Raw genomic sequence first — 24,382 nt, forward strand, 5'->3', positions numbered from 1 at the left:
CAAATGCGCCACAAGTACCCCTACGTTGTCGCCCATGCAGTCCTACACCATCGGACAGGCGGCGCGTCTGCTGGGCGTCAGCCCGGACACCGCCCGCCGCTGGGCCGACGCCGGCCGGGTCGTGACCCATCGCGACGAAGGCGGCCGACGCCTGATCGACGGACGCGACCTGGCCGCCTTCTCCGTCGAGGTGGGCAAGAGTGCCCACCTCGACGACGGGGAGCCGTACACCTCGGCACGCAATGCCTTTCCCGGCATCGTCACGGCCGTCGAACTCGGCGACGTGGCCGCCCAGGTCGAGATCCAGGCGGGTCCCCACCGGCTGGTCTCGCTGCTCACCCGTGAGGCCGTCGAGGAGCTCGGGCTGAAGGTCGGCATGCGGGCCACCGCCCGCGTGAAGTCCACCAGCGTGCACATCGACCGCACCTGATCCGGACGGCGCCGCCCGCCCACCACCCGCGGTCCCCCCCGTACCAGCCGCTCAGCACCACCGAACGTCCCCACCCGCTCCGCCCGTCACCGGCGCGGGTCACCACCGCGCGGTTCCGGCACCACGCCGGCCGCCGACCCGACCGAGGAGCATCTGCTCATGTCCCCGAACATGATCCGTCGTCGTACCGCCGCCGCCGCGCTGACCGCCGCCCTGCTCGTGCCGCTGGCCGCCTGCGGCAAGAGCGACGACGGCAAGGCCGCCGCCGACCCCACCCCCGAGCCGAAGGCCGTGAACCTCACGGTGCTGGCCGCTTCCTCCCTCACCGACGTCTTCAAGACCGCGGGCGAGGAGTACCAGAAGACCCACCCCGGTACGAAGATCACGTTCTCCTTCGCCGGCTCTCAGGAGCTCGCGGCCCAGGTCAAGCAGGGCGCTCCGGCCGACGCGCTGGTCACCGCCGACACCAAGACCATGGACGGGCTGAAGGCCGAGACCGGCGACGCCACGATCATCGCGAAGAACCGCCTGGTCATCGCGGCCACCAAGGCCAACCCGTTCAAGATCGACGAGCTCAAGGACCTCGCCGACACCAAGATCAAGGTGGTGCTCGCCGCGCCTGAGGTCCCGGTCGGCCGCTACAGCAAGCAGATCCTCGACGCCCAGAAGATCGAGGTCAAGCCGGTCTCGCAGGAGCCGAACGTCCGTGCGGTGCTCAGCAAGGTCGAGCTCGGCGAGGCCGACGCCGGTCTCGTCTACAAGACCGACTCCGCCAAGTCCGGCGACAAGGTCGTCACCGTGGAGATCCCGGACGAGCAGAACGCCGTGGCCTCCTACCCGGCCGCCACGCTGAAGCAGTCCAAGAACGCCACGGACGCGGCCGCCTTCGTGGCCTGGCTGAGCACGCCCGAGGCGCAGAAGATCCTCCAGGACGCGGGCTTCCAGAAGGCGTAACCACCGTCCGGCCCCACACCCTTCGAGGGGCTGCCTGGTCCGGGGGGCCAGGCAGCCCCTTCCGGCGTTCGCGGGCAGGGCCCCCGGACCCGCCGTCGGCCACGGTCCGGGGACACCCGCCGCCGGCCGGCTACGCTTCTCCCGCATCCGACACCCGCAGCCAGGAACCCTGATGAGCAGACTCCGCAGCCGCACCGGCACGCGCTCCGGCGTGGGCGTCCGTACCCGTACCCGCACCCGGCCGCCGTTGGCCTTGGCCCTCCCCGCGCTGCTCGCCGTCGCCTTCCTGCTGCTGCCGCTCATCGGCATCCTCGTCCGTACGCAGTGGGGCGAGCTCGGCGACCACCTCACCAGCCCCGGCGTGGTCGAGGCCCTGAAGCTCTCGCTGCTGGTGTCCCTGTGGGCCCTGGGCCTCTCGCTGTTCCTCGGCGTACCACTGGCCTGGCTGCTGGCCCGCGTCGAGTTCAAGGGCAAGGCCCTGGTCCGCTCCCTCGTCCTGCTCCCGATGGTGCTGCCACCGACCGTCGGCGGTGTCGCCCTGCTCCTCGGGTTCGGCCGGCGCGGGCTGCTCGGACCCTGGCTGGAGGACACCTTCGGGATCACCCTGCCGTTCCACACCTCGGGCGCCGTCGTGGCGGCCACGTTCGTCGCCATGCCCTTCCTGGTGATCAGCCTCGAAGGCGCGCTCGGCGGTCTCAAGCAGAGCTACGAGGAGACCGCCGCCTCGCTGGGCGCCTCGCCGGTCCGGGTGTTCTTCACCGTGACCCTGCCCATGGTCGCCCCCGGCCTGATCGCCGGCGCGGCACTGACCTGGGCCCGCGCGCTGGGCGAGTTCGGCGCGACCATCACCTTCGCCGGGAACCTGCCCGGGACCACCCAGACCCTGCCGCTCCAGGTGTACCTGCTGCTCCAGGACCGGCCCGAGGCCGCCACCTCCGTCTCGCTGCTGCTCCTGGCGATCGCCATGGGCGTACTGATCGCCCTGCGCGGACGGTGGACGGGCACCCCGGTGGCCCGCGAGGCCGCTCCGGCGTCGGTCCCGGAGGAGCCGCCCGGCGCCGACACCCGCCCCACCGCCACCACCGACGTCGGCGGCGTCGCATCGCCCCACGACAGCGGCAGCTGGCCCTTGCACGCCACCGTCACCGGCTTCAACGAGCTCACCCTCGACGCCGAACCCGGCACCACCATCGCCGTGGTCGGCGAGAACGGCGCCGGCAAGACCACCCTGCTGCGCGCCCTCCTCGGCCTCACCCCGCGGGCCCACGCCGCACTGCGGCTCGGCGACACCGACGTCACCGCCCTGCCCCCGCACCGGCGCCAGGTCGCCTGGGTACCGCAGGACGGGGCGCTGTTCCCGCACCTGACCGCCGTGGCCAACACCGCGTACGGGCTGCGCGCCCGCGGGGTGCCGCGCGCGCGGGCCCGCCGTGAGGCCCTGGCCTGGCTGGACCGGCTCGGCGTGCTGCACCTAGCGGACCGCAGGCCCGCCCAGCTCTCCGGCGGCCAGGCCCAACGGGTGGCGCTGGCTCGGGCGTTGGCCGCCCGTCCCCGGCTCCTCCTGCTGGACGAGCCCCTCGCCGCGCTCGACCAGACCACCCGGGCCCGGGTGCGGCACACCCTGCGCACCCACCTGGCCGGCTTCGGTGGGGTCTGCCTCATCGTCACCCACGATCCCGTGGAGGCGGTGTCGCTGGCCGACCGGGTCCTCGTCCTGGCCGACGGCCGGGCCCTGCAGGACGCACCGCCCGCCGAGGTGACCCGGCACCCGCGTTCCCCGTGGGTGGCCCGCATGCTGGGTCGCAACGCCTGGCCGGGGACGGCGTCGGCCGACGGGCTCGGCCTCGCGGCGGGCGGTCGGCTCGTGGTCGCCGAGACGCTGCCCGAGGGCGCGAAGGCGCTGGCGATCATCGCTCCGGAGGCGGTCTCCGTGCACCGGGACCGGCCGGGCGGCAGCCCCCGTAACGTGTGGCCGGGCACCGTACGGGAGATCACCGCGGTCGGCAGCCGGTTGCGCGTGCTGATCGCCTCGGAGACCGCGCCCGACCTGGTCGCCGAGATCACCCCGGACGCGGCGGCGGAACTGGGGCTCGCGGACGGCGCGGCGGTGTGGACGAGCGTGAAGGCCACCGAGGTCACCCTGGTACAACTGTGACCCGTCTTCGACCCGGCTGACCGGGCTCGGACCCGGCCAGGAACCGGGTCTCAGCCGGCGTCCTCCGGGGCAGCCAACTCGAACTCGCACCACACGCACTTGCCGCCGCCCCGGGGCTCCACCCCCCACTCGTCCGCGAGCCGGTCCACCAGCATCAGCCCGCGCCCCGACACCGCCCAGTCGCCCGCCTCGCGCCGCCTCGGCAGGGCGCTGCTGCTGTCCTCCACCTCGATCCGGATCCGGCCCTGCGCCGTCAGCCGCATGCTGACGTGACCGCCGCCCTCCGTGTGGACCAGGGCGTTGGTCATCAGCTCGTCCGCCGCCAGTTCGATCTCGTCGGCCCGGTGCCGCGCGCCCCAGGCCGCCACCGCCGCCCGGATCAGGTGCCGGGCCAGCGCCGGGGCCTTCGTGTCACCCGGTTCCAGCCGCTGCCGCAGCGGGCCGCCACCGCGCGCGGTAGGGGTGCCGCGGCGGCGCAGGACGAGCATGGCCATGTCGTCCCCGCCGCCCGAGTCACCGACCAGGTCGCACAGCACGTCGGCGAGTTCCTCGACGTCGATCGGGCCGCTGTGGACCGCCGCCATCAGCTCCCGCATGCCGCTGTCCGGGTCGGCGCCGGGGCGTTCGATCAGGCCGTCGGTGCACAGCAGCAGGGTGTCCCCCGGGTGCAGTTCGAGGCTGGTGACGGGGTAGCCGGAGCCCGTCCCGGACTGCTCGCGGGGCGGCAGCCCGAGCGGTAGTCCGCCGGCCACCTGGACCCGGTGGACGCTGCCGTCGCCGCGCCGCACGACCGGGTCGAGGTGCCCGGCGCGGACCAGCCGGGCCATCCCGGTGGTGAGGTCCACCTCGGCGTAGGTGCAGGTGGCGAAGCGTTCCGTCGCCAGGTCGCGCAGGAAGGCCGAGGCCCTGGCCATCGCCGTGCCCGGCGTGTGCCCCTCGACGATGTAGGCGCGCATCACGATGCGCAGCTGCCCCATGACGGCGGCCGCGTCCGTGTCGTGGCCCTCGACGTCGCCGACCATCACCCCGACCCGACTCTCGCCGAGCGGGACCACGTCGTACCAGTCACCGCCGATGTCCCGCCCCATCCGGGCGGACCGGTACCGTACGGCGATCAGCGCGCCCGGCACGTCCGGGATCCGGCGGGGCAGCATGGCCCGCTGGAGTCCCTCGGCCAGGTCGTGCTCCTGCTCGAAGAGGATGGCCCGCTGGAGGCTCTGCGCGACGCCGCTGCCGAGCGCCATCAGCAGGTTCCGTTCCTCGGCGGTGAAATCGCCGTCCCGGGTGTAGAGCAGCCCGAGCGCCCCGATGGGCCGTCCCTGGGCGATCAGCGGGAGGTAGACGCCGCTGCGGACGGACAGCGGCTCGATGTACGGCCACAGGTCCGGGTAGCGCTGCTGGAACTCCTCCCGGGAGACGAGGAAGAGCGACTGCATGGTGCGTACGACCTCGCTCATCGGGAGCCGCGCGTCGATCCGCGTGTACTCGATCTCGGGCACGTACGAGCCGAGCTGTCCCTCCGCGACCAGATGGATGCGGCCGCCGTCGACGACGCCCAGCATCACGCTGACCGCGCCGAGGTGCCCGAGGGCCTGCGGGTCCTTGAGGATGTCGGTCACGTCGTTGACGGTGCGGGCGTGGGCGAGGATGGCGGTGGTCCGCTCCACGACGCCGGTCATCCGGCGTCGCCCCTCGATCTCCTCGCCGCCGGCACCTGGCTCGCCGGGGTCGTGGGCGGCGTCGCGGAGGATCCCGATGACGCGGTACGCGCGACCGGACGGCTCCCGCAGGATGTGCCCCTGGATATGGGTCCAGGTCGGCGCACCGTCGCGGGCGCGGCTGCGGACGTACGCCCCGTAGTGGCTCCGGCCGTCCTTGATCGCCTGCGCGACCCGGGTGTCGAGCCGGGCCTCCTCACCGGGTGCCAAGCGGCTCCGGAGCCCGCCGGGGGTCCCGTCGTACTCGTCCTGACGCAGGTCGAGCACCTCGAGGGCGGTGGGATCGAGATGCATCCGTCCGCTGTCGAGGTCCCAGTCGAAGGTGCCCATGCGGTTGAGCGCGAGGCTGGTGTCCGGCCTCGCCGGCCAGCCGACGGCGGGGTTCTCTGCCCTACGGGCCATGCAGCCAGGGTCTCACTCTCGCCCGCCGGTGTCCCTGCGGCAGGACCGGACACCCTCCGTGCCCGGTCCGACACGGCGGAGGTCGGGCGCCGCGACCGGGGCCCCGGCGGCCGGGCGGTTCAGTGCCGGGCGTCGTCCGGCAGGGCTGCGTCATGGACCAACAAGGCGATCTGGACCCGGTTGTTGAGGTCGAGCCGGGTCAGGATCCGGGACACGTGGGTCTTCACCGTGGGCAGGGCCAGGTGGAGGTCCCGTCCGATCTCCGCGTTGGACAGGCCCCGCCCGACCGCCAGGGCCACCTCGCGTTCGCGCCCGGCCAGCGCCGCCAGTCGGGCGCGGGCGGCGGTGGCCCGGGTGTCCCGGCCCGGGTCGCCCGCCACCTGGTCGATGAGCCGGCGGGTGACGGCCGGGGAGAGCACCGGGTCGCCGGCGGCCACCGTCCGGACTGCCGCCACGATCTCCCGCGGCGGGGTGTCCTTCAGGAGGAACCCGGCCGCTCCGGCCCGTAGCGCCCGCAGGACGTGCGTGTCGGTGTGGAAGGTGGTGAGGACCAGCACCTCCGGCGCTCCGGGCAGCGCCCGGAGCCGCTCGGTGGCGGCCAGCCCGTCGACGCCGGGCATCCGGATGTCCATCAGTACGAGGTCGGGTCCGTGCGCGGCGACCAGCGCGGGCACCTCCGCCCCGTCCGCGGCTTCCGCGACCACCTCGATGTCCGGAGCGCCGCCCAGCATCAGGCGCAGCCCGGCCCGGACGATCGCGTCGTCGTCGACCAGCAGTAGGCGGATCACCGGCGCCTCGTCTCCCGTCTCTCCTCGCGTCCTTCGTATCCCGAGTCCTGGGTCCCGGGTCCCGGGTCCCGTCCTCGTCCCCCGGTCAGCCCTGCCAGGGTAGCCAGGCCCGTACCCGGAACCCGTCGTCGGCGGGGAGCGCCGTCAGTCTCCCGCCTGCCAGCCGGGTGCGTTCGGCCAGCCCGATCAGTCCCTGCCCGCCGCCTTCGAGGGCCCCCGGGACCGTGCCCCGGACCGGATCCGGACCGGGCGGCCGGGTGTTGCGGATCTCCACCGTCAGGCCGTCGCCCGGGGCCCCGGACACCCGTACGTGCGCCGCCGCACCGGGCGCGTGCTTGCGTACGTTGGTCAGCGCCTCCTGCACGATGCGGTACGCCGTACGCCCGACCAGGGCGGGCGGCGCGGCCCCTTCGGGCGGGCCGGCCAGCTCGATCGGTCCGCCCCCGGCCCTGGCCTCGGCCACCAGCCGGGGCAGGTCCGCCAGTTCCGGTTGCGGGCGCTCGCCGCCCTCCGCGGTCTCCGGTCCCGCCCGGAGTACGCCGATCACCTCGCGCAGGTCGTGCAGCGCCAGGTGGGCGCTCTCGCGCATCACCCCGGCGGCCCGCTCGATCTCGGCCCGCTGGGCGCCGGGATTGAACTCCAGGGCCCCCGCGTGCACGCTCAGCAGCGACAGCCGGTGGCCGAGTACGTCGTGCATCTCGCGGGCGATCTCCTCCCGCGCCTCCATCCGGGCCCGCTCGGCGCGTGACTCCGCGTCCGCCTCGGCCAGCTCGGCGCGCTCGCGCAGCGAGGCGATGAGCTGCTGTCGGGACCGCCGGAACAGCCCCCAGCCGATCGCCCCGGCGATCAGGGCGAAGTAGGTCACCGCCGCACCGGCCCGTTCCTCGGGCATGTCCGGGAGCTGCCACAGGAAGAAGGGCAGCGGTCCGAAGGCGAGGGCCGCCACCCAGGCCGTGGCCTTCCACGGCCGGGTCGCGGCGACCGTGAACACCGCGACCATCGCCGGTCCGGTCAGGTAGTGCGCCACGCTCCCGGCCAGGAGCAGCACCACGGCCAGTTGGACCGGCCACCGCCGGCGCAGCAGGACCGCCGCGCACCCCAGTCCGCCGACGACCTGGTCGGCGGCCCGCCAGCCCGGCCCGAGGCTCTCCGCGACCGGGATGGACCGCGAGCTCACGGCGGCGAAGCAGGCGGCGAAGAGGAACAGGGCCAGGTCGGCGGCCAGGTCCCGGCGGGTGCGGTGGATGCGGCGCATGTCCTGGAAATCTACGCGGCCGGGTGCGGGAGCGGGCGGCCGCGCCGCGTACCGAATACTTGAGTACGAGCGGGCGCAGCCCTATGGCCGATGTCCGGCCGGGTGGCCCGCTCCTAGCGTCGGAGCATGACCACTACCGATCCGAAATCTCCGACGGCCGCCGTCACGGGTGTGCTCTGTTTCGTCCTCGTCGTCGGCGGCGCGAGCGGCCTGTTGCACGAGTGGCTCGGCTGGATCCACTTCATGGGCTTCGTCCGTTTCCTCGCCCCCGACGGCTACGAGATCTACAGCTACGTCGTCATGATCGCCCTCGGTCTCGCGGTGGGCGCCGCGGGCGACTCGCTCTCCCGTCGCGGGCGCGGCTGATCCGCGGTCCGTCACGGACGGGAGGCGGTCAGCTCTCCTGGGCGGGGCGCTCGGGCTCCTGCTGCTGCGGCGCCGTCCGGGCCGGTTCCGGCTTGGGCTCGGGCCGCGGCGCTGCCGACGGCGGGGCGGACGGGGGCGGGGGCGCGGCCGAGGTCGGCGGGCGCGACGCGGGAGGCGCCTGGGTGGCGGCGGCCGTGGGAGATGCCGGCGCCGCGGAGGTGGCGGGCGCGGACTTCGGTGTCGGTGACGGCCCGGCCGGCTCGGACGGCGGCTTGGAAGGCGTCTCCGGGGCCGGCTTCGACGGCGACTTCGACTCGGCGGTCGACTCCGTGGGAGACGCCTTCGGTGACTCCGTCGGAGTCTTCTTCGCCGACTCCGACGGGGACGGCGTGGGCGACTTCGGTGTCTCGGAGGGCGACTTCTTCGGCGACTCCGACGCGGACGGCGACGGGGTCTTCGAGGGCGACTCGGACGGCGACGTGGTCGGGGACTTCGACGGGGACTCCGAAGGCGACTTCGACGGGGACTTCGACGGCGATGTGGACGGGGACTTCGTCGCTGTCGGGGAGGTCCCGGAGGGGGTCGGCCTCGGCGAGGTCCCGGACGGGTTCGGGGACGTGATCGTCGGGGGCGGCGTCAGCGGCGGCGTCGGGACGGGCGGCGGCGGAATCGGCCGGTCGGGCCGGGGCTTGCCGCCTTGCTGGTGGTGCTCACCCTTGGGGCGCTCGTACCACTGGTTGTCACGGTGGTCGTAGATCACGATCTTGGTGATGACGGTCGGCGCCGGCGCGATGGCCACCACCTTCGTCGGCTGGTAGGAGGGCCACGTCTGTCCGAAGCGCTTCGGGGCGGCCTTCAGCGCCACCGGCGGACCCAGCGGGTTCCCGCACGCGCACCGCACCCGCGGCACACCCCGGTCGTCCACCAGCACGGCCGTCCCGGCCTGCAGCACGGCCTGGTAGGGGACGAGCTTGCCGTCCCGGTAGCCATGGTTCGTCACGCGGGTGTCCATCCGCAGCTGCACGGAGGTGAGGGAGCGGAGGTAGCCGGGAACGGCGGCCGGCTGGAGGCCGAGCGCCGAGGCGAAGGCGGCGTTCCTGGGAGGGTCCGCACCGAGCGAACCGATCAGCTGCTCGACGTCACAGCTGGCCACGTTCCTGGTGCCGCCGTACACGCCCGGGGCGGAGCCGCTGACGCTCCGGGTGCCCACCGGCCCGGTCGGGCTGGCGCTCGGGCTGACCTGGCCGGTGCCGGTGCCCTGGGGAGAGGGCGGTGGGCTCTCGGGCGGGGGCGGTGCGTCCTTGGTCACCGTGGACTCGGTGAAGGGGTCGGGGCCGGTGGCGGCGACCGGCTGGAGGAACACCTCGCCGCCGGCGTTGTCGGTGGTCCCGCTCGGCCGGATGAGCACCACGGCCAGCGCCACCACCGCCGCCACCGCGACGAGCGCGGTGGCCAGCCGTGGCACGGAGCGCCACCAGGGACCCTTGGTCGGCCCCTGCGGCGGGCCGCCCGTGCCGCCGCCCGTGCCGCCCGGTCCTGCCGGGCCTCCCGGCCCACCCGGCGGCGCCGGCGGAGGCGGTGGCGGAGGCCCCTGCTGCCCGCCCGAGAGCGGGCCGGAAGGCGGTCCGGTGGGGCGTTCTCGAGACGGCGGTCGGCCGGACGGTTGTGTGGTCACGGGCTCTTCTTCCCAGGAGGAGTGAGTTCCCCGGGGACCATTGTGTGCGCCGTCCGGGTGGTGCCCGCAAGCCGAGGGTGTCACGGTGGCAGGGTGAGTCCGACGCCAAGATCGTCATCGTCGGGGGGCTCCGCGAGGGCATGGCGGGACGCCCTCGTCGCCGTCGTCGCGGGCTTCGTGGTGATGGCCGTCGTCGCCGCCGCCGGGGTGCTGTGCGCGGGCGCCGGCGACCTTCCGGACGGCGCGTTCCCGCATGTGGTCGCCGCGGTCGTGGTGATGGCGGCGGGCGGTTCGCTGGAGGTGTCGGGCGGTGCCGGTTCGCTGGCGGGGGCGGAGGTGAGCCTGTCGGTGGTCCCCCTCTCGGTGAGTCTGGCCGGCGCCCTCGTCACCGGGTATCTGTTCCTACGCCCCCTGCACAACCGGGCCGTGGCCCGGCCCCGCGAACTCATCGGCCGCGCGGTCCCGTTGGTCGTGCTCTGGCTGCTCGCCCTGACCGGCGCCGCCTTCCTCGCCCGCGAGACCTTCGGCATCTCCACCGGAGACTCACCCATCGGGACCATCACCGAACTGCTGGACGCCGCGCCCACGGTGGGCTTCCGGGCCGATCTGCCCGCCACCCTCCTGTACGGACTGCTGTGGATCCTGGGCCTGTTGCTGATCGCCCTGCTGGTCTCGCGCCGTGCCCCGCTCCCGGCCCGACTGGTCCGCTTCCACTCGGCCCTGCGCCCCGCCGCCTTCGCCACGATGCTGCTGCTCCTCGCCTACGTCGTCGTCGGCATCGGGATCGGCGTGGTCGTGGCCGCCACCCAGGGCCATGCCGACCGGACCTTGGCCGTCATCCTGCTCGGGCTGCCGAACCTCGTCTGGCTCGCTCTCACCCTGGGCTTCGGCGGCGCCTGGGAGGGCAATGTCGAGGGGCCCTTCGGGCTGCCGATGCCGCAGTTGCTGGATCAGGTGCTGCGCGGCTCCGACCCGTCCCGGATCGACGTCTCCGCGCTCGCGGAGCAGGACTCCCGGGCGTGGTGGCTGGTGGTGGTGGCCGCCGTCCTGCTGCTCGGCACGGGCGTGCTGGCCGCCGTACGCTCGCCTGCCCACGTCCGCCCCTGGCAGCACGCCCTCCACCTGGGTGTGGCCCTGGCCCTGGCGACCCTGGCGGTCTGCCTGCTGGGCCGGATCCAGGCCCAGTTCGGCCTTTCCTTGCTGGGTATCGGTGAGGTGGACGGCCTCGGTGGCCAGGTGCGGCTGGAGCCCGTGCTGTGGCGCAACGTCGGGCTCGGGCTGCTGTGGGGCGCGGTGGCGGGTTTCCTGGGCGCTCTGGTGGCCCGGCCGCTGCGCCGCGGCGGCCGGGTCGACGAACCTGCCGGCGCGACCCGCGCGGCGCCCGAGTAGGTGGTCCGACACGACGTCCGGACCGCTCAGGCCGGCCCGGCGGACGCCGGCGGGTCGAACACCGGGAGCGCCCAAGACGGCACCGGTGGCGGGGCGGGCAGGTCGGGCCCCGCGGTCCGCGCCGCCTCGCCCTCGGCGGCCACCTGTCCGGCCCCCTCTCCGGCCGCCTCGGTCGTCGCCGGTCGGGCGCCCTCCCCCGCGCGCCGCAGGGCCCCGGTGAACTCCAGACAGCTGTTCCACCGGTCGTCCGGGGACTTGGCCAGCGCCTTCGCCAGTACCTCGTCCACCGCCACCGGCAGGTCCGGCCGCCGCGCGCTCAGCGGGGGCGGGGCGTCGTACTGGTGGGCCCACAGCAGGGCGATGTCGTCGTCCCGCTGGAAGGGCGGTTCCCCGGCGAGGGCCTCGTAGACCACGCATCCCAGGCTGTAGACGTCGCAGCGGCCGTCCACCGGCTTGCCGGAGATCTGTTCCGGCGCCACGTAGGTGAGGGTCCCGACGAACTGCCCGTCGGTCGTGAACCCGGTCAACGACAGCGACTTCTTCGTCAGGCCGAAGTCCGTGAGGTAGGCGTGTTCCGGGTGGTCGCGGTCCGTGCCCGGCGCGATCAGGATGTTGCCCGGTTTCACGTCCCGGTGGACCAGGTCGTGGGCGTGGGCCGCGTCCAGCGCGGAGGCCACCTGGCCGGCGATCCGCGCGGCCGTCTCCACCGGCAGCGGACCCGTCCGGTCCAGCATCACCCGCAGGTCGGGGCCCTCGACGAGGCGCATGGCGATGTAGAGCAGCCCGTCCGCCTCCCCCGCTTCGAAGACGGGAACGATGTGCGGGTGCTCGATGGTCGCGGCCACCTTGGACTCGTGGGCGAACCGCTGCCTGAAGGTGTCGTTCCGGGCCAGTTCGGGGGCCAGCAGTTTCAATGCCACCCGCCGGTCGAGGCGCAGGTCCCGCGCTTCGTAGACGACGGCCATGCCGCCGCGTCCGATCTCGCTCTCCACCAGGTACCCGGCGATCTGCTGCCCGCGCAGGTCGGTGCGGGCGGCCCCGCCGACGGGCTCCGCGCGTTCCTCGGCCACCGTCAGTCGCCTCCGGGATCGCGGGTCTCCACGATCCGGGTCGGGTCATGGGCCCCCGACCGGTCGGACCCCTCCTCGGGCCCTTCGCGCGGGACTCCGACCACGTCGGTCGGGGTCGGTTCCCTCCGTACGGGGTCCGCTCCTCCCGGACGCGGGTCCGCGGGCGTCGGCACCTCCGTCGGCGGCGGCGGGGGCGCGGGGGTGGGTGCGGGCGTGGGCGTGGGCGTGGCGGGGGCCCCCGGCCCGGCGACCACCGCGTAGGTCGTCATGCGGTCCCCGTCGTCGTACAGCCACCGGCCCGAGTTCTCGTCGTAGAGCCACACCGACTCGCCGTCGATGACCACTCCGGCCCGCAGTCCGCGGAGCGAGCGGCGAAAGGCGTCGGTGTCGATCCGGCCCGAGGCCAGCTCGTCCACGGCCCGCCGGTAGCGTTCCAGGGCCTCGGAGCCCCGGGTGAGCAGCGGCCGCGGGTCCTCGGAGCGGACCGGGGGCCGTCCGCCGACGGTCGGCGGTGGGTGCGGCACGGCGACCAGCAGCCGTCCGTCCACCCAGGCGGACCAGCCGTTGGCACACAGGACCTCCCCCCACTCCCCGCGCCGGGACAGCAGCTGCACGGGCAGGAACGGGTCCAGGGGCACGGTCGGCCGGGAGACGTCGGGGCTCTCCCAGGCGGACAGCCCCTCCTGTGGCACCACATGGGTGGGCCGGAAGTCCGCCACCTCGCCTCCGGGGTATCCCAGCGGGCTGCTCATGAGGCCTACTTCCGCATGACGGTCGGCTCGTGGCGGCGCAGCAGCCGGGCGACCAGCACGGCGAACAGCACGGACAGGACGACGAGCATGCCCATTTCGAGAAGCCAGAGGTGGGCCTTGTGGTCGAACAGCGGGTCCTGGGTGATCTTTCCGGGCACGATCGCGCCGAGGTCGATGGTGCCCGCCATGGCTCCCATGGCCCACCGGGCCGGTACGAACCAGGCCAGCTGTTCGATGACGGGGACGCCGGTGAGTTTCAGCAGGGAGCCGCAGAAGACGACCTGGACGATCGTGAGGAGGACCAGGAGCGGCATGGTGACCTCCTCCTTGGTCACCAGGGCGGAGATCAGCAGGCCGAGCAGCATCGCGGTGAGGGACAGCAGGGCGACGGCGAGCGTGATTTCGATCAGTGGTGGCATGAAGTTGCCGCGGCCACCGGGGGCGTTGATGGTGACTCCGGCGAGGCCGACGAGGGTGAGGACCACGGCCTGGGCGACGGTGATCACGCCGAGGACCACGATCTTGGACATCAGGTAGGCGGACCGGGACAGGCCGACGGAACGCTCGCGCCGATAGATGACGCGCTCCTTGACGAGTTCGCGCACCGCGTTGGCGGCGCCGATCAGGACGCCACCCACGCACAGGATGAACAGGGCGTTCAGCGCCGTTTCGGCGTTGAGGGTGTTGCCGGCCAGCGCGCGGGTCATGGCTCCCATGACGAACGGCAGCGCGACCATGATGATCAGGAAGGTGCGGTCGGACCTGAGCACGGCGGCGTACCGGCGGGTCAGGGTGGACAGCTGAGAGCCCCAACTCTGGGCCTTGTGGGGTGGCCGCGGCGGGACGCCGGCGGCTCGGTCGGCCTGTGCCGTGAGCGGCGGCCCGCCGGCGACGTCGATGTAGCGGTGCTGCAGCGGCGAGGCCCGGTACTCCCCGGCCCAGTCGCGGTCGCGCTCGTTCTCGAAGGCTTCGAAGGCCTCGGGCCACTGTTCGAAGCCGAAGAAGTCGAGGGCGTCCCCGGGGGCGCCGTAGTACGCGATGCGCCCGCCGGGGGCGAGGACCAGGAGGCGGTCGCAGCCTTCGAGGTTGAGCACGCTGTGGGTGACGACGATGACCGTGCGGCCGTCGTCCGCGAGGTCGCGCAGCATGTTCATCACCGAGCGGTCCATGCCGGGGTCGAGGCCGGAGGTGGGCTCGTCCAGGAAGAGCAGGGAGGGCTTGGTGAGCAGTTCCAGGGCGACGGAGACACGTTTGCGCTGGCCGCCGGAGAGGCTGTGGATGGGCTGGTCGGCGCGTTGTTCGAGGCCGAGTTCGCCGATCACCTCGTCGACCCGGGCCTGCCGCTCGGCCGTGGCGGTGTCCTGCGGAAAGCGCAGTTCGGCGGCGTAGGTGAGGGCGCGCCGGACGGTGAGCTGGGAGTGCAGGATGTCGTCCTGCGGGACGAGGCCGATGCGGCTGCGCAGCTCGGCGTAGTCGCGGTAGAGGTCGCGCCCGTCGTACAGGACGGTGCCCTGGTCGGCGGGGCGTAGGCCGGTCAGTGCGCCGAGCAGGGTGGATTTGCCGGCTCCGCTGGGGCCCACGACGGCGAGCAGGCATTTGGCGCCGACCGGGAAGGTGACCCGGTCGAGGAGGGTCTTGCGGCCACGGTCGACGACGACGCCGAGGCCCTGCACGTCGAGGGAGATCTCGCCGGTGTCCACGTACTCCTGGAGCTGGTCGCCGACGAGGCAGAAGACCGAGTGGCCGATGCCGACGATGTCGCCCTCGGTGACGGGGGTGGCCCGGGTGACGGCGGCGCCGTTGAGGTAGGTGCCGTTGTGACTGCCGAGGTCGACGATCTCGTAGCCGCCGTCGGCGAGGGCGTGCAGTTCGGCGTGCCGGCGGGACACGGTGAGGTCGTCCACGACGAGGTCGCTGTCGGGGGCGCGGCCGATGCGGACGGTGGTACGGACCGGCAGCGGTCGTACGGTCGTCGGCTGCCGGAAGGTACCGGTCATGGACGGGTTCGCGACCTGGGAGGGTCGGCCGCCGGCCGCCGCGGGGGGCGGCGGGGGTGGCGGTGGTGGCGGTGGCGACGCCGGCGGCGCGGGGCTGATGACGGCGGCGCGCGGCCCGTCCTCGACGCTGCCGAAGCGCAGCTCGGTGCCGACGCCGACGCTCCACTCGTGGACCCGGTGGCCGTCGGCGTAGGTGCCGTTGGTGCTGCCCTCGTCCTCAAGCGTCCAGTGGTCGCCGTCCGGGCGCAGGATCGCGTGGTGCCAGGAGACGCGGGCGTCGTCGAGGCAGATCTCGCAAAGGGGGTCCCGACCGACGTGGTAGATCCGGTCGGGATCCATCTCGGTGGCGCCCCAGTCGGTCACCAGGACGAGCTGGGGCGCGGTCGGCACACCGGGGCGCTGGACCATGAACAGATTTTCCCACGATCGCGAAGGTCCGGCACCGGTCGGACATCGTCGCAGGTCAGAGGCCCCTTATGGGTAATGACAACGGTCCCCGTTGCAGCCTTTGCCGATCCCGCCGCGGTGCGCTTCACTTCACGCGACGGGACCGAACACACGGGTGCCGCGACGAGACGGGGGACGCCATGAGTGGGCACGACCACGCGCACGACGGCCACGCACACGGGTCGGACGGCCACGGCCACGGACCCGGAGGGCACAGCCACGGCGTGTCGGCGGACGCCGACCGGCGCTGGCTGGCGATCGCGCTGGCCCTGATCGGCGGGTTCATGGCCGTCGAGGTGGTCATCGGCGTCATGGCCAACTCGCTGGCCCTGATCTCGGACGCGGCCCACATGCTGACCGACGCCGTCTCGATCGTCCTGGCGCTGATCGCCATGCGGCTGGCCGCACGCCCCGCCCGCGGCGGTTTCACGTACGGCCTCAAGCGGGCGGAGATACTCTCCGCCCAGGCGAACGGGCTGACGCTGATCCTTCTGGCGCTCTGGCTGGCGTACGAGGCGGTGCGGCGGCTGCTGGACCCGCCGCCCGTGGAGGGCGGGCTGGTCGTGGTGACGGCGCTCGCGGGCATCGTCGTCAATGTGGCCGCGGCCTGGTGCATCTCCCGGGCGAACCGTTCGACGCTCGTCGTCGAGGGCGCCTACCAGCACATCCTGAACGACCTGTTCGCCTTCATCGGAACCGCGATCGCCGGTCTGATCGTGCTGACCACCGGTTTCCGGCAGGCGGACGCGATCGCCACGCTGGTCGTGGTGGTGTTGATGGTCAAGGCGGGCTACGGGCTGGTCCGCGAGTCCGGCCGGATCCTCCTGGAGGCAGCTCCCGCCCATGTGGACCCGGACGCGGTCGGCGACCGGCTGGTGGGGCACCCGCCCGTCACCGAGGTGCACGACCTGCACATCTGGACGATCACCTCGGGTCAGGCCGCGCTGTCCGCGCACGTGCTGGTGGAGCCGGCGGGCGACTGCCACGCCGTACGTCGGGAGCTGGAGCAGCTGCTGGACAAGGAGTACGGGATCACGCACACCACCCTCCAGGTGGACCACGCGCAGGAGTCCCTCCTGACGGTCGGCCGTGGGGGCGGGGGCGCGTCCGACGCCCACTGCGCCGACGCTCACGGTCCGGTCCACCGGCAGGGGCCGCACGACCACTGAGGGCCGTCGGTGCCGGCCGCCGTCACGGCGGAACGCGGACCGCACGTCATTGGCACGGGTCCCCACGGGGCATGGATGGACCCATGACGCACAAACGCAGTGCCGGACTGCTTCTCTTCCGGCGGACGGGTCCGGAGTCGAAGTCCGGGGTCGAGGTGCTCCTCGGACGTATGGGCGGCCCCCTCTGGGCCGGGCGGGAAGTCGGTGGCTGGGCCATCCCCAAGGGTGAATACGGACCGGAGGAGACTCCACGGGACGCGGCCCGGCGGGAATTCACCGAGGAGATCGGGCTGCCACCGCCGGAGGGCGAGTACGTCCCGCTGGGCGAGGTGCGCCTGACCAGCGGAAAGCTGGTGACCATCTGGGCGGTGGAGGCGGATCTCGACCCCGCGCTGATGGTGCCCGGGACCTTCTCGATGGAGTGGCCGCCGCACTCCGGGAACGTCCAGGACTTCCCGGAGCTGGACCGAGTGGCCTGGTTTGCTCCAACCATGGCGCAAAACCTGCTGATTCCCGCCCAACTTCCCTTCCTGGAGCGACTGTTGGAGCTCCTGAAGGTTTGACCCACACTTGCACTTGCCAACACCCTTACCTGCATGGACATTGCACACATGACGAACGTCGTGCTGGTGGGAACCTTGGACACCAAGGGTGTGGAGTACGGCTGGCTGCGCGAGAGGCTGCTGCGCGCCGGCGTCGAAGTGGTACTGGTCGACACAGGAATCATGGGCGAACCCCGGGTGGCCGCCGACGTGCCGCGGGACGCGGTGGCCCGGGCGGCGGGAACGGAACTGTCGGAACTGCGCACGGCCGCCGACCGGGGTGCGGCCGTGACCACCATGGCGAGGGGCGCGGAGGCGACCCTCTTACGCCTGCACGCCGAGGGCCGGCTGCACGGGGTGCTCGCCATCGGCGGGAGCGGCGGCACCTCCATCGCCACCCGGGCAATGCGCGCCCTGCCGCTCGGCGTACCAAAACTGATGGTCTCGTCCATGGCGTCCGGGGACGTCCGCCCCTACGTGGGCTCCTCGGACATCACCATGATGTACAGCGTGGTGGACATCGCGGGGATCAACAGCGTCTCCGCACCGGTCCTGGCGAACGCCGTGGCGGCGATCTCCGGAATGGCCGGGGCCTACGCCCGCACCTCCCCGGAGGGCCGCCCGCCCCGGCTGGGCACGGGTGGCCGCCCGCTGATCGCGGCGAGTATGGCGGGCGTGACCACGGCCGGGGTGGACGCGGCGCGCGAGCGGCTGACGGAGCTCGGCTACGAGGTGCTGGTCTTCCACGTCAGCGGCACCGGCGGCCGCACCCTGGAGAACCTTGCCGGACAGGGGGTCTTCGCGGGGGTCCTCGACCTCACACTCAGCGAGCTCGCCGACGACCTGTGCGGGGGCATCCTCAGCGCGGGCCCCGACCGGCTCAGCGCCGCCGGGCGGGCCGGAATCCCGCAGGTGGTGAGCCTGGGGGCACTGGACATGGTGAAGTTCGGCCCGCTGGAGAGCCTGCCCCGGCAGCTCCTCGACCGGGGCGTCCACGTCCACAATCCGTCCATCACGGTGACCCGTACGACCCCGGCCGAGTGCGCGGAACTCGGCCGCCGGGTCGCCGCCAAACTGCGCGTGGCGAACGGGCCCACGGCGGTCTGCGTCCCGCTCCGTGGACTGTCCACGCTCGGCGCGCCGGGCGGGCCGTACCATGACGCGGGCGCGGACCGGGCCTTGTTCTCGGCGCTGCGCGAGGGCCTGCGGGGAAGTGCCACCAGGCTCTACGACTACGACACGCACATCAACGATCCGGCCTTCGGGCAGGCGGCGGCCGACCGGCTGCACGCCATGATCGGTGCGCTGTCGGCCGCGGCCTGAGCCATCCGCCGTGGTGGGGAACCGGCCACGGCGGAAACCACGTCCCTTGGGGCGTCCGGTCCGGGAAGGGCCGGTGGACGCCGGTCCGGGACCGGTCGTCCGAGCGAATGCGGCGGCGCCACACGGCAGGCAGGGGGCGGGAACGATGAACGACACACGGGCGGCATGGTCGGTCCCCGGTTACACCGAGGTCCGCGAGCTCGGTGCGGGTGGCAGCGGCCGCGTGGTGCTCGCCGTCCACGACGGTACCGGCACCCCGGTCGCGGTGAAGTACCTCAGCGACAGGCTGCGCCAGGATCCGGCGTTCGTCGGCGAGTTCCGGGCCGAGGCGCGGCTCCTGGGCGGGCTGCAGACCCCGTACGTGGTCCGACTGTACGAGTACGTGGAGGCGTCCGGCGGCGCCGCCATCGTCATGGAGCTGGTGGACGGGATCTCCCTGCGCGCCCTGCTGAAGCAGTCCGGGCGGGCCGATGCCGAGGCCGCGCTGGTGGTCCTCAAGGGCTCCTTGCTGGGGCTCGCGGCGGCGCACCGGGCGGGCGTGGTCCACCGCGACTACAAGCCGGAGAACGTCCTGGTCGCGCCGGACGGCTCGTCGAAGCTGGTGGACTTCGGGATCGCGGCGAACCGAGGCAGCACGCCCGGCGTGGCCGGAACCCCCGCCTACATGGCTCCCGAGCAGTGGCAGGGCCGGCCGGCTTCACCCGCGGCCGACGTGTACGCGGCGACGGCGACCTTCTTCGAGTGCCTCACCGGCCGCAAGCCCTTCGACGGGGAGAACTTCGCCGAGCTCGCCGTCCAGCACATCGAGGCGCCGGTACCGGAGACCGAGGCGCCCGAGCCCGTACGTCCGCTGATCCGGCGCGGCCTCGCGAAGGCGCCCGAGCAGCGGCCGGAGAACGCCGAGGCGTTCGTCGCCGAGCTGGAGGGCGTGGCGCTGGCGGCGTACGGGCCCGAGTGGGAGGAGCGCGGACAGCGCAAGCTGGCGGCGCTGGCCGCCCTGCTGCCGCTGCTGTTCCCTTCGGCGGGCGGCTCGGCGGCGGGCACCACGGCGGTCGCCACGACCACCGTGCCCAGCGGTTCCAGCTGGGCACCGGGCCGTCGCGGCTGGCTCGCCGCGGGAGTGGCACTGGTGCTGGGAACCGTGCTGGTCCTGACGACGGACGCGATCGGCGCGGCCCCGGACGCGGCCTCGGCGGTGAGCTCCTTCGCCACGACGAGTGCGGCCCCGCCCGGCTCGGGCTCGCCGAGCCCGAGCCCGAGCCCGAGCGAGTCCGCCTCCCCCTCGCCGAGTCCGAGCCCCTCCGCGTCCCCGAGCCCCTCGCCGACTCCGTCCGCGTCGCCGTCCACCTCCCCCTCGTGGTCGACGAGCCCCACCCCGACGCCGACGGTGAGCTGGTCCCCCACACCGACCCCGACACCGACGCCCACGCTGAAGGTCACGGACGTCTCCGTGTCGCTCAGGACCGGGGTCTACCGGGGCGACGCGACGATCGCCGTCAACTCCCAGGGCACCGGCTCGGTCACCGTGACGGTGGAGTGGTTCCTGGGCAGGACGCAGGGCTCCTACTCCGTCGCCGACGGCTCGGAATCGTTCGTGGTGCCGGCCGGCTCGACGGCTCCGGTGGTCAGGTCCCACGCCTTCTCGCGCGGCCTCGGCTGCTACGGCGGCGTCCGCGTCACCACCAAGCCCACCGCGGGCAACAAGTCCGCGTCGGCCTCGCAGTACCTGCTGCGCTGCACGGACCAGGAGGTGCCCCGATGACCGGGTCCGGTGCCCCCGAGGGCGACGACTACAGCGCCACCGTCCTCGGCAGCCACTGGTTCAGCGGCCCCCCGGACGCGACGAAGCGGATGCCGCCCGAGTCGGTGGCTCCCGACCGGGTCGAGGGCTCCGTGCTGCGGTTCGGGCCCGGGGTCACCGCGGCCATGCCCGCGCCGTTCCCCGTCCATGCCACGACGGGCCTCGGACCGGCGCCCCGGCGGCGCCGCCTGGCGGGCCTGCGGCGGTACGCCCTCGCGGCGTTCGTCCTGGCCGGGGTCCTCGTGTACCTCGGGTGGCAGCGGTTCGGCCCCGGCATCGAGGTGCGGGAGGTGGCCGTGAGCACCGACCCGAAGGGCCCGGCCTGTGACTCGGCGGCCGATGTGGTGGCCGTCGTGGGGACGAACGGGCGCCCGGGCATCCTCACCTACCGGTGGGTGCGCAGCGACGGCACCCGGTCCGAGCAGCTGACCGAGCGGGTGCCGCGCGGCCGACGGGAGGCCCGACTGCACCTGTTGTGGACCTTCAAGGGCACGGGGAGCTACCCGGCGAAGGCGGAGCTCCAGCTGGTGTCGCCCGGGCAGCGCACGGCCGCGGTGGACTTCACGTACCGCTGCACCCCGTAGTCGGCGCGGCGGCGGTGCCGGGCAGCCGGACGACGGCGAGCCCGCCGTCGAGGTCGACCCGGGTGCGCGGCGGGGCGCCGTCCTCCTCGTCGTCGCGCATGACGAGGGCGCTCTGCCGCTCCTTGAGCTCGTTCTGCTTGCCCGGCGAGAAGCCGGCGTGGAGCTGCTCGAAGCCGGTGGCGGCGATCTGCCCCTGGCGGCCGTTCCACCGCCAGGGCAGCAGCCCGGCGCGGCCCGCGCGGGCGAGTGCCAGGTCGAGGAAGGCCACGGCCGTGAGGACCAGAGCCAGACCGGGAAGGGTCATGAAGACGACGAAGCCCATGCGGAGACGGTAGCCGACCCGGGGCCCGGGCCTCTCGGCCCGGGGTCGGGGGGAGGCCGGCGGTGCGTCAGGAGATCGTCACCGGGGTGTCGCGCAGGGTGACGTTCGCGTGGCTCTCCTGGAAGCTCTGGTCGGAGACGAGGGTCAGCCGGGCCGTGGACCGGAACTCCGGCAGGGTCCGGGAGCCGCAGGAGACCATCGTGGTCCGGAGCTTCGCGACGGTCAGCGCGAGCCCCTCGTCGAGGTCCCCCGCGTAGGGGACGTAGCCGTCGACACCCTCCTCGAAGAGCAGCCCTTGGCCCCCCTGGCCGTAGCGCTGCCAGTTGCGGGCCCGGTTCGAGCCCTCGCCCCAGTACTCCTTCACGAACCCGTCCCGGGTGGGCAGCTTCGCACCCGCGGCCTGGTCGAAGCGGGCGAAGTAGCGCCCCATCATGACGAAGTCGGCGCCCATCGCCAGCGCCAGGGCCACGTGGTAGTCGTGCACCAGCCCGCCGTCGGAGCAGATCGGCACGTACTCCCCCGTGCGTTCGCGGAAGGCGTCCCGGGCCGCGGCGACGTCGAGCACGGCGCTTGCCTGGCCGCGGCCGATGCCCTTCTGGTCGCGGGTGATGCAGATGGAGCCGCCGCCCACCCCGACCTTCACGAAGTCCGCGCCGGCTTCGGCGAGGAAGGTGAACGCCTCGCCGTCGACCACGTTGCCGCCGCCGACCGGGACCTCCGGGTAGTGCTTCTTCACCCAGGTCAGGGCCTGCGCCTGCCAGTCGCTGTAGCCGTCGGACGAGTCGAAGCAGAGGGCGTCCGCCCCCGCCTCCAGCAGGGCCGGAACGCGCTCCTGGTAGTCGTGGGTGTTGATGCCCGCACCCACGCGCAGGCGCTTGGCGGCGTCGACGAGCTGGTGGGGGAACCGCTTGTTGTCCGCGTAGTCCGAGCGGAACACCAGGTGTTGCAGGTGGCCCTCGGCGGTCAGCACCGGGAGGCAGTCCAGTCGCTCGTCCCACAGCAGCGCGTTGGCCTCGGACAGGGTGGTGTCGGGCCCGGCGTGGGTCAGGTCGGCGACGGCGGTCATCCGGCCACCGACCGGTCCGGCCAGGTCGTGGCGCTGCGGGTGGAAGTCCCGGGAGGTCACCAGCCCGAGCAGACGGCCGGTGGCGCTCCCGTCGTGGGTGACGGCGGCGGTGCTGTGACCGGTCCGGCGCATGACGTCGACCAGGAGGGCCAGGCTGTCGTCGGGCCGGACGTTGGTGTCGCTGGTGACGAATCCGGCTTTGAAGCCCTTCACCTGGCGGACCGCGGCCGCCTGCTCCTCGATCGAGCGGTTGTGGTGCAGGAAGCTGAGGCCGCCGTTGCGGGCGAGCGCGATGGCGAGTTCGGGGGTGCTGACGGCCTGCATGATCGCGGACGTGAACGGGGACCGCAGCTCGATCGCCGGTGCCTCGCCCACGATGTGCCGGGCCAGGGGGGTGCGCAGGTCGACGGTCGCGGCCGAGCAGTCCGTCCGGGTCCGGTTCGGCAGGAGCAGGAACTCGTTGAACGTCCGCGAGACCTCGGCGATGATCTGTGCCACTCGTTTCCTCCAGACCGGTCGGCCGGGGCCTGGCTGCCCCGCCGTGGGGGATCGCCCCCGCTTCAGGGCCCGGGCAGGCAGAGACCGGCACACCGGCCGTGGAGTTGCCACCGGCCGTGGCAGAGCCCTGACCGGCCCATGGATCCACGGGGTGCGGTCGTGACCTGGCACTTTAGCGGTCGTTCGGCTGTCGCACGAATCGCGACCCCGGCAACGTCGGTTTTCGCCAAGGGAGTTGTAGGCGGCGCAGGCCGGTCCGGGCCGTCCCGGTGTCGGGGTCGTCGGGAGGCCCGCGGCCACTTCCGTGCGTGGCCGCGGGCCGTTCCGCGTTCCGCCCCCGCCGCAACCGGGGGACGGAAGTTCGGGCTCCGGCCGGGTCAGAACCGGGCGTGCGCGGTGATGTCGGCCTCGAACTCGCCCGTCATCGCCGGGGTCACCGTCGGCCGGCACTGCCGGACCGCCGCCAGGTGGTCCTCGGTGGTCGCGCCCAGCTGCGCGGCCGCCGCGCCCCGCGCGCCCACCGCCTCCAGGTCGCGCTCGAAGGAGACCTGGGCCGCGATCCGCGCCGCGTGTTCGATGTCGGCCGGCGTGAAGAGCTCGGTGGCCGCCACCAGGGCGCTCACGTCGACGTCCGGGCGGCCCGCCGTGTAGCGCGACCAGATCGCGGCGCGCGCCCCGGCGTCCGGGGTGCCGATGGGGATGAGGTAGTCGAAGCGCCCGGGCCGCAAGAAGGCCGGGTCCAGGGAACGGATGGAGTTGGTGGCGCACACCAGCAGCCGCTCGTCGCCCTCACGGAAGCCCGGTATCAGCTTCAGCAGCTCGTTGGTCACCCCGTGGATCCCGCCGGGGTGGGCGGGCTCGGTGCGCACCGGGGCGATCTCCTCGACCTCGTCGATGAAGACGAGGACGCGCTCCAGCTCGGCGATCCGGGCGAAGGCGTCGCGCAGCGCGGCCGCCAGGTTGCCCTGGTCGGCGAGGCGGGAGGGCAGCAGTTCCACGAAGGGCCAGCCGAGCCGGGAGGCGATGGCCCGGGCGAAGGTGGTCTTGCCGGTACCGGGTGGTCCGAAGAGGGTGATGGCACGCGGCGGCCGTACCCCGTGCGAGGCGGCCCGCTCCGGTTCGGCGAGCGGCAGCACCACGCGCCGCTCGATGAGGTCCTTCTCCTTCTCCATGCCGGCGACCTTGGCCCACAGGTCGCCCTGGAGGAAGCGGCCGCCGAGGTCGTCGAGGAGGCCCGCGGCCGGTCCGTGCAGCGGCTCGGTCTTCTCGAAGTAGGCGACGGCCGGCTGTCGGGTGTATCCGGCGTTGAGGAGGCCCTCTCCGAGCATGTCCTCCTCCGGCAGGACGTACGCGATGCGGCCGACGCGGGCGGCGACGAGCCGTCGCTCCAGTTCCACGAGCAGGGCGCTGGCCAGGCCCCGGCCGCGCCAGCCGGAGGCGATCGCGATGCGCATGACCCAGGCCCGTTCGCCGGTGACGCAGGCGAGCGCCGCGCCGATCGGGACGCCTTGGTGGACGGCGACCACGCAGGGCTGGCGGTCGGTCAGCGCGCTGATGCACTCGGCGAGCGAGAAGACGGACTCCTGGCCGAGTTCGGCCGTGGTGTCGATCAGATGGACCACCGCCGCGAGATCGCTCTCGCGGTAGTCGTGGATGAGCCAGTTCACCGGGTACCGCCC

19 protein-coding genes and 1 pseudogene are annotated in these 24,382 nt (G+C 73.5%); 10 read left to right on the forward strand and 10 right to left on the reverse strand.

Annotation, left to right across the window (positions count from 1 at the left end):
* Positions 1 to 34: 34 nt before the first annotated feature.
* From ACGFYY_RS06795 to ACGFYY_RS06805, 3 genes are all read left to right on the forward strand, one after another.
* Entirely contained in the window at positions 35 to 430 is a 396-nt protein-coding gene (locus tag ACGFYY_RS06795; RefSeq protein ID WP_393707444.1) for a molybdopterin-binding protein, read from the forward strand.
* A 159-nt stretch (positions 431 to 589) separates the two neighbouring features.
* The gene (gene modA / locus ACGFYY_RS06800; protein WP_365266472.1) at positions 590 to 1,384 is read left to right on the forward strand and encodes a molybdate ABC transporter substrate-binding protein; all 795 of its coding nucleotides are present in this window, start codon (positions 590 to 592) and stop codon (positions 1,382 to 1,384) included.
* A 172-nt stretch (positions 1,385 to 1,556) separates the two neighbouring features.
* The gene (locus ACGFYY_RS06805; protein WP_393707445.1) at positions 1,557 to 3,539 is read left to right on the forward strand and encodes an ABC transporter permease; all 1,983 of its coding nucleotides are present in this window, start codon (positions 1,557 to 1,559) and stop codon (positions 3,537 to 3,539) included.
* A gap of 50 nt (positions 3,540 to 3,589) precedes the next feature.
* On the opposite strand, the gene ACGFYY_RS06810 is transcribed toward ACGFYY_RS06805, so the two are convergent.
* From ACGFYY_RS06810 to ACGFYY_RS06820, 3 genes are all read right to left on the reverse strand, one after another.
* Positions 3,590 to 5,659, reverse strand: coding sequence for a SpoIIE family protein phosphatase (locus ACGFYY_RS06810; protein ID WP_393707446.1), 2,070 nt, complete (start codon positions 5,657 to 5,659; stop codon positions 3,590 to 3,592).
* 119 nt (positions 5,660 to 5,778) lie between these two features.
* Positions 5,779 to 6,447, reverse strand: coding sequence for a response regulator (locus ACGFYY_RS06815; protein ID WP_393707447.1), 669 nt, complete (start codon positions 6,445 to 6,447; stop codon positions 5,779 to 5,781).
* A gap of 85 nt (positions 6,448 to 6,532) precedes the next feature.
* Entirely contained in the window at positions 6,533 to 7,702 is a 1,170-nt protein-coding gene (locus ACGFYY_RS06820) for a sensor histidine kinase (protein ID WP_393707448.1), read from the reverse strand.
* 126 nt (positions 7,703 to 7,828) lie between these two features.
* On the opposite strand from ACGFYY_RS06820, the gene ACGFYY_RS06825 reads away from it, so the two are divergent.
* Positions 7,829 to 8,068, forward strand: coding sequence for a hypothetical protein (locus ACGFYY_RS06825; protein WP_365266487.1), 240 nt, complete (start codon positions 7,829 to 7,831; stop codon positions 8,066 to 8,068).
* Between the two features lie 331 nt (positions 8,069 to 8,399).
* On the opposite strand, the pseudogene ACGFYY_RS06830 reads toward ACGFYY_RS06825, so the two are convergent.
* Positions 8,400 to 9,743 (reverse strand): annotated as a pseudogene (locus ACGFYY_RS06830) (DUF6777 domain-containing protein); the annotation flags it as partial.
* A 93-nt stretch (positions 9,744 to 9,836) separates the two neighbouring features.
* Here ACGFYY_RS06830 and ACGFYY_RS06835 point away from each other — a divergent pair.
* A complete protein-coding gene (locus tag ACGFYY_RS06835) occupies positions 9,837 to 11,132 on the forward strand; it encodes a streptophobe family protein (protein ID WP_393707449.1) in 1,296 nt (431 codons plus the stop codon).
* 26 nt (positions 11,133 to 11,158) lie between these two features.
* Here ACGFYY_RS06835 and ACGFYY_RS06840 read toward each other — a convergent pair whose 3' ends face one another.
* From ACGFYY_RS06840 to ACGFYY_RS06850, 3 genes are read right to left on the reverse strand one after another with little or no spacing between them, the layout of a single operon-like run.
* A complete protein-coding gene (locus ACGFYY_RS06840; protein WP_393707450.1) occupies positions 11,159 to 12,202 on the reverse strand; it encodes a serine/threonine-protein kinase in 1,044 nt (347 codons plus the stop codon).
* 2 nt (positions 12,203 to 12,204) lie between these two features.
* Positions 12,205 to 12,954 carry a hypothetical protein gene (locus ACGFYY_RS06845; protein WP_393707451.1) on the reverse strand — a complete coding sequence of 250 codons (750 nt, stop codon included), beginning with the start codon at positions 12,952 to 12,954 and terminating at the stop codon, positions 12,205 to 12,207.
* Positions 12,955 to 12,959: 5 nt separating this feature from the next.
* Positions 12,960 to 15,359, reverse strand: coding sequence for an FHA domain-containing protein (locus tag ACGFYY_RS06850; RefSeq protein WP_393707452.1), 2,400 nt, complete (start codon positions 15,357 to 15,359; stop codon positions 12,960 to 12,962).
* Positions 15,360 to 15,538: 179 nt separating this feature from the next.
* Here ACGFYY_RS06850 and ACGFYY_RS06855 point away from each other — a divergent pair, with 179 nt between their 5' ends.
* The 5 genes from ACGFYY_RS06855 to ACGFYY_RS06875 all read left to right on the forward strand — a co-directional run bounded on the left by ACGFYY_RS06855 (position 15,539) and on the right by ACGFYY_RS06875 (position 20,817).
* A complete protein-coding gene (locus ACGFYY_RS06855; RefSeq protein ID WP_365276054.1) occupies positions 15,539 to 16,567 on the forward strand; it encodes a cation diffusion facilitator family transporter in 1,029 nt (342 codons plus the stop codon).
* Positions 16,568 to 16,650: 83 nt separating this feature from the next.
* A complete protein-coding gene (locus tag ACGFYY_RS06860; RefSeq protein WP_393707453.1) occupies positions 16,651 to 17,130 on the forward strand; it encodes an NUDIX domain-containing protein in 480 nt (159 codons plus the stop codon).
* Between the two features lie 48 nt (positions 17,131 to 17,178).
* Positions 17,179 to 18,432 carry a Tm-1-like ATP-binding domain-containing protein gene (locus ACGFYY_RS06865; RefSeq protein WP_393707631.1) on the forward strand — a complete coding sequence of 418 codons (1,254 nt, stop codon included), beginning with the start codon at positions 17,179 to 17,181 and terminating at the stop codon, positions 18,430 to 18,432.
* A gap of 145 nt (positions 18,433 to 18,577) precedes the next feature.
* A complete protein-coding gene (locus ACGFYY_RS06870) occupies positions 18,578 to 20,194 on the forward strand; it encodes a serine/threonine-protein kinase (protein ID WP_393707454.1) in 1,617 nt (538 codons plus the stop codon).
* Positions 20,191 to 20,817, forward strand: a complete 627-nt coding sequence (locus ACGFYY_RS06875) for a hypothetical protein (RefSeq protein ID WP_393707455.1) — start codon at positions 20,191 to 20,193, stop codon at positions 20,815 to 20,817. Before ACGFYY_RS06870 ends, ACGFYY_RS06875 begins: the two co-directional genes overlap by 4 nt.
* On the opposite strand, the gene ACGFYY_RS06880 is transcribed toward ACGFYY_RS06875, so the two are convergent.
* The 3 genes from ACGFYY_RS06880 to ACGFYY_RS06890 form a co-directional block, all read right to left on the reverse strand.
* On the reverse strand, positions 20,795 to 21,139 hold the full coding sequence (locus ACGFYY_RS06880) for a DUF6191 domain-containing protein (protein ID WP_393707456.1): 345 nt from the start codon (positions 21,137 to 21,139) through the stop codon (positions 20,795 to 20,797). The two genes, ACGFYY_RS06875 and ACGFYY_RS06880, sit on opposite strands and share 23 nt — an antisense overlap.
* A 67-nt stretch (positions 21,140 to 21,206) precedes the next feature.
* Entirely contained in the window at positions 21,207 to 22,703 is a 1,497-nt protein-coding gene (locus ACGFYY_RS06885) for an IMP dehydrogenase (protein WP_393707457.1), read from the reverse strand.
* Between the two features lie 377 nt (positions 22,704 to 23,080).
* Entirely contained in the window at positions 23,081 to 24,370 is a 1,290-nt protein-coding gene (locus ACGFYY_RS06890) for an ATP-binding protein (RefSeq protein WP_393707458.1), read from the reverse strand.
* Between the last annotated feature and the right edge of the window lie 12 nt (positions 24,371 to 24,382).

The organism is Streptomyces sp. NPDC048331 (assembly GCF_043201215.1).
Lineage (GTDB): Bacteria > Actinomycetota > Actinomycetes > Streptomycetales > Streptomycetaceae > Streptomyces.